The sequence below is a fragment of the Aeromicrobium sp. 50.2.37 genome, from assembly GCF_024655735.1.
In the GTDB taxonomy this organism is placed as follows: domain Bacteria; phylum Actinomycetota; class Actinomycetes; order Propionibacteriales; family Nocardioidaceae; genus Aeromicrobium.
Genome location: NZ_JANLGG010000054.1, coordinates 1 through 5,713, shown reverse-complemented (window position 1 = coordinate 5,713; position 5,713 = coordinate 1). Strand labels below are relative to the sequence as shown.

The following is a 5,713-nucleotide window of genomic DNA, read 5'->3' as shown; positions in this document are numbered from 1 at the left end:
CGGCGCCACGCCTTCCGGTGGTCGAGTAGCGCCGACGGCGAGCGCCAGCGAGCACGTCGGTGCGTATCGAGATCACCACCCCAAGGTCTCGACACGCAGCCACGACGCTCGTCCCTCGCGCGCGCCCGCTACTCGACCAGCGGACCCCCACCCCTCGACCAGACGAGTGGCGCGCGGCGCCACGCCTTCCGGTGGTCGAGTAGCGCCGACGGCGAGCGCCAGCGAGCACGTCGGTGCGTATCGAGATCACCACCCCAAGGTCTCGATACGCAGCCACGACGCTGGTCCCTCGCGCGCGCCCGCTACTCGACCAGCGGCCCCTACCCCTCGACCACTGGACCCCCACCCCCACCCACCCCTCGACCACCGGACCCCCCACCCCTCCCACACTCGACCACTGGACCGCGCCCCGGCCCTCGCCCTCCCTCGATGACCCAGCCACCCCTCGCCGGTGATCGAGTAGTCCGACCCGCGAGGAACGAGCAGGGCCGGACGTATCGAGATCACCTCTCCGAACGTCGCGTCACTCCCGCCATGGACTCGCGTCGCGGTGAGTGAAGTCCTTGCGGCCCAAGGTCGAGATGAGGTCCCAGTCACCCCTGACCAGCGCCTCACGCTTCGCGCGCGACCACCCCTGGACACGCTTCTCCGCCGCGAACGCGTCGCTCACGCGGTCGAAGGCGTGGGCATAGATCAGCTCGACCGGACGTCGGCTTCTGGTGTACTCCGAGCCGTCACCGGCTCGGTGCTGGTGGAGCCGGGCGTCGAGGTTGCGCGTGCTGCCGACGTAGTAGCTGCCGTCCGAGCACCTGAGGATGTAGAGGTAGGCCATCCGGTCAGTGCAACGGTGCGGACGGTCGACGTCGACCGGCGATCCACAGGTGAGCTCGGGGTCTCGATACGCGGGAGCACGGCTCGTTCCTCGCCCGCCCCCGCTACTCGACCAGCGCGACGTCGACCCGAGGCCTCCGACCACCTGATCGACTGGTCCGAGATCACCACCACCGACATGGTCTCGATACGCAGCCACGACGCTCGTTCCTCGCGCGCGGCCGCTACTCGACCAGCGGAGGCTCGCGATGGTGCGCCCCTGCGACACCCGACCTGCGACGGCGGTGCAACGCGGGGCGTTGCATGATGGGCGTGACCGGCGTCATACGACTGGAGGCCCTCGTGATCGTCCCGTTCAGCATCCGCGACTTCCTCGACCGTGCCGTCACGGTCTACCCCGACCGGGTGGCCGTCGTCGACGAGCCGGACCAGCCGGCGGCGTCGTGGGGTGAGCTCACGTACGCCGAGGTCATGCGGCTCGCGCAGGCGCAGGCCGCGCGGCTCGACGAGCTGGACGTCCCGGTGGGTGGTCGCGTGGCGATGGTGTCGCAGAACGCCGCCCGGCTGTACACGTCGTTCTTCGGGGTCTCCGGCTGGGGACGCGTGTTCGTGCCGGTGAACTTCCGGCTCGCACCGGCCGAGGTCGAGTACATCGTCCAGCACAGCGGCGCCGAGGTCGTGATCCTCGACCCGGGCCTGGAGCACCTGCGTGACGCCTGCTCGGCGGCGAAGCACGTGTTCGTCGTCGGCGAGGACGACGAGACGATCTGGGGCTGGAGTCCCGCCCCCGGCGGGGGTGCCGGGCAGCGGGCGGCGGAAGGTACCGGACAGCGGCCGCAGCACGGCGCCGACCCGCGCGCCTGGGAGCCCGACGAGAACGCCACCGCCACGATCAACTACACGTCGGGCACCACGGCACGGCCCAAGGGTGTCCAGCAGACGCACCGCGCCCTCTGGACGAACGCCACCGTGTTCGGCTGGCAGGCATCCGTCAGCGACAGGGACGTCTACCTCCACACCCTGCCGATGTTCCACTGCAACGGGTGGGGCCAGGTGTACGGCGTCACCGGCATGGGCGCCAAGCACGTGGTGCTCCGCCAGGTCGACGGCGCCGAGATCCTGCGCCGCATCGAGGACCACCAGGTCACCTACCTGTGCTGCGCACCCGCCGTGCTCGCCGCGGTGCTCGACGCCCTGAAGGACTGGGACGGCCCGACAGGTCGCGACCGGGTGCGCTGCGTCGTGGCCGGGGCGCCGCCACCCACCCGCACGATCGAGCGCGTGCGCGAGGAGCTGGGCTGGGAGTTCATCCAGATCTACGGCCTCACCGAGACCGCACCCCTGCTCACCATGAGCCGGATGCGCGAGGAGTGGGACGACCTCGACCCGTCCGAGCAGGCCCGCAACCTCGGTCGCGCCGGGGCCCCCGCGCTGTCGACGTCGATCCGCGTCGACGACTCCGGCGAGGTGCTCGCGCGCAGCAACACCGTGCTGGAGGGGTACTGGGAGAACCCCGACGCCTCGGCGGAGTCGCTCGCCGGCGGGTGGTTCCACACCGGCGACGGCGGCTCGTTCGAGGACGGCTACGTGACCATCGCCGACCGCAAGAAGGACGTCATCATCTCCGGCGGCGAGAACGTCACCTCGATCGAGGTCGAGGACGCCCTCGCGTCCCACCCGGCCGTCCGCGAGGTCGCCGTCATCGGCGTCCCGGACGAGAAGTGGGGCGAGCTGGTCATGGCGCTCGTCGTCCTGGAGCCCGACACCGACCCGGTCGACGAGGCGGGCCTGATCGCGCACTGTCGCGAGCGGCTCGCCGGCTACAAGTGCCCCAAGCGCGTGGAGTTCCGCGACGAGCTGGCCCGCACCGCCACCGGCAAGCTGCAGAAGTTCAAGCTCCGAGCCGAGTACTGGGAGGGCCACGACCGCCAGGTCAACTGAGGTCGTCGCGACTGGCGCCCGCGGCGAGTCGGTTGAGGTCGATCGGACCGAACGACTGCTCGATCCACAGACCGACGAACACCGCACGAACCAGCGCCACGGTGGACTGGAGGCGGCGTTCGAACTCGGCGTCGTCCACCTCGTCGAACGCCAGGGCGACCAGCACGTCGTCCACGGCGCCGACGATCCGCAGCGCCGTCTCGTCGTCGAGGTCGACCTTCTCGGTGCCGTCGTCCGCCGCCGCGAGGTTCTGCAGCATGGTGGCGTAGAGGCGCTTCATCCCGCGCCGCACGAGGACGGCGTCGGGACCGAGCGAGTAGATGTCGACCAGGTGCGCACGGGCCAGGAGCGGCCGTGAGCGCGTCTGCACCAGGACCGCCCGGACCGCGACCTCCGCACCGGCCAGCCGGTCGGGAGCGTCGAGCACGCGCTGCTCCAGCGCCTGGACCCATCGCCGGTGGAACCGCTCGGCGTGGTCCACCAGGCACGCCGCCTTGTGCGGGTAGACCTCGTAGAAGGCGCGCTTGGACATGCCTGCCGATCCCACGATGTCGGCGACGGCGATCTCGCCGAAGGGTCGGCGGGCAAGCACGTCCTCGAGGCCGGCGAGGATCCGTTGCCTGATCTCCGCCTGGCGCGCCCGGCCCGCATCCTGGTCCTGGTCCTCGTCCTGCACCGTCCCCCACCCGCTCTTCCTGGAAGTCCGCTTGACATCGGTACACCCGCGTACCATCCTGGGTACGCAAGCGTACCAAGGGTTTGCCCCGGCGCGCGGCATGCGACTCGAGTCCAGGGGCGAGTCGCACGCCGCGGCACCGCGGCTGGTGCGACGGGGGCAACTTAGGCATTCGTCGGACTTGCGCCAAACTTGCGCATAGGCTCCTCACGTCCGCCGATCGTCGGGCATCACTCGACCTCCGGGGGCCCCCTTGTCCAGCTCGTCGCGTCCTGCCCTGCACCTGTTCGGCCGCATCGGGGTGACCGCCGTCGCCGCGTTCGCCACGGTCGCCACCTCCGCCCCCGCGGCGCTCGCCGTCGAGGGCGACCTCGCACCGGAGACCTCGGAGCCCACGTCGACGCCCGACGAGGCGACGACCTCCGACTCCACGTCGCCGCAGAGCTCCGAGCCCGCCGGCGACACCGCGGAGTCGACCCCGCCACCGGCGGACAAGACCCCGGAAGAGTCCTCTGACGAAACCCCCGAGGCCGCGCCGAGCGAGCAGGAGGCGGACGGGACCGAGGCCGGTCCCACGCCGTCCGCGGCCGCAGCCGCCGACGAGGAGGGAGCCGCCGAGGAGGAGGCCGCCGACGAGTACGGCTCCCAGCAGATCGCCATCACCATGGCCCTGGAGGCGGGCGACTTCCTCCCCGACGACGCAGGCAGCGAGTACGTGTACGTCGCCATCTACAAGGGCGACGAGTACCTGCGATCCGCCGACTGCAACGCGCAGGTCGGGCTCGCCGAGGCCGGTACCCCGGTCTCCTGCCTGGCCACGACCGACGAGTCGCCCACCGTCGACCTCGGCCCCGGCGAACGCGCAGAGATCAGGTACTACGACGGGACCCAGTACCAGGACGTCTACGTCGATCCGTGCCTCGCCTCGGAGTGCTCCAGCGAGCCGGTCGCCGTGGACCTCGTGCGCGAAGGACCCGCACCATCCGTCCGCTACCGGTCCTTCTCCGCCCGTCCGGGCGAGCCCCTCACGTTCGACGTGCTCGCCTTCGACTCCGTCGGCGATCCCGACACGGTCGTCTCCATCGCCAGCGAGCCGCTGCACGGCACCGTGCGGATCTCCGACGACGGCCTCCAGCGGCTGGTCTACACCGCGGCCGAGGACTACGCAGGCGACGACACCTTCACCTACACGCTCACCAACAGCAACGGCAGCTCCACCGGGACCGTCGGCATCACCGTCGACGAGGACGCGGTGACCCCGAGCTTCGGGACGCAGAAGTACCGCATCGGCACCCAGGTCGCCAGTGGCGCCTTCGTGCCCGAGGGCACCACCACCGCCGGCAGCACCATCACCATCACCACCTACCCGGCCGATGGTGGCACGCCGGACGTGCAGACGTGCACGACCGTGCCTGAGTTCACCGGACCGGTGTTCCCGCCCGTCGAGCTCGCTGCCGTGGCCGAGACCCCGACCGGGCTGAGCTCCTGCCCGGGCGACCTCGACGACATGGGGACCGGGATCGGACAGCTCCTCCGCTTCTACACCGCACCCCCCGGGGCTCGCGTGGAGATCACCCACACGGCCGTCGCCGCGGGCCATGCGCTGGTGCCCGACCCGCGCACGGTCGTCCTCGAGCCGTGCGACCTGAACCTGACCCCCAGCTGCGGCCTCGAGAACTTCGAGCCGGTCACGTTCGACGCGACCGGGTCCATCCTGCCGGTCACCCGTCCCGACACGGCAACGGCCGAGGAGGGGGGCCACGCCATCGAGGTGGACGTGCTGGCCAACGACGACAGCGAGGACCCGGACACCGGCCTCGAGGTCACCCCGCTGCCCGAGGGGCGCGGCACCGTCGAGGTCGTGGGCGCGGCCGAGACTCCCGTGCCCGAGCCGACCGACGGGGTCGGCACTCTCGCCGTCCCCTCCGCCGGCACGCTGCGCCTGCGCTACACCCCGCCGACCGGCTTCAGCGGGACGGTGCCGGTGCAGTACACCGTGACGAACTCCAACGGGTCGACGACGGGCACCCTGACGATCACCGTCGAGGCGGCCGAGGCGACCGACCCCGGTGCCGTCGACCCGGGCGACTCCGACGCCGGCGAGGGGGCCGGTTCGGGTGGCACCGGTGGCTCGGACGCCGACACGGCTCCGGCCTCGAACACGCGCGACACCACCGGAGCAGCAGCCCGGGGCACCGCGACGCTCCCGCGCACCGGTGGACCCGACGCAGCGCTGGCGCCGCTGGGCGCCCTGCTCGTGGCCGC

General features: G+C 71.6%; 4 protein-coding genes. 2 read left to right on the top strand and 2 right to left on the bottom strand.

Annotated elements, in window-relative coordinates:
- Window positions 1-523: 523 nt before the first annotated feature.
- Window positions 524-832 (bottom strand): GIY-YIG nuclease family protein, encoded by a 309-nt coding sequence (locus NUV38_RS17020; protein WP_257730248.1) that lies wholly within the window; start codon window positions 830-832, stop codon window positions 524-526.
- A gap of 341 nt (window positions 833-1,173) precedes the next feature.
- Between NUV38_RS17020 and NUV38_RS17015 the strand changes: the two genes are divergently transcribed.
- Window positions 1,174-2,772, top strand: a complete 1,599-nt coding sequence (locus tag NUV38_RS17015; protein ID WP_374627601.1) for an AMP-binding protein — start codon at window positions 1,174-1,176, stop codon at window positions 2,770-2,772.
- On the opposite strand, the gene NUV38_RS17010 is transcribed toward NUV38_RS17015, so the two are convergent.
- A complete protein-coding gene (locus NUV38_RS17010) occupies window positions 2,765-3,448 on the bottom strand; it encodes a TetR/AcrR family transcriptional regulator (protein WP_257730246.1) in 684 nt (227 codons plus the stop codon). The two genes, NUV38_RS17015 and NUV38_RS17010, sit on opposite strands and share 8 nt — an antisense overlap.
- Before the next feature lie 253 nt (window positions 3,449-3,701).
- Between NUV38_RS17010 and NUV38_RS17005 the strand changes: the two genes are divergently transcribed.
- On the top strand, window positions 3,702-5,713 hold a 2,012-nt coding region (locus tag NUV38_RS17005), incomplete at its 3' end, for an Ig-like domain-containing protein (RefSeq protein WP_257730245.1).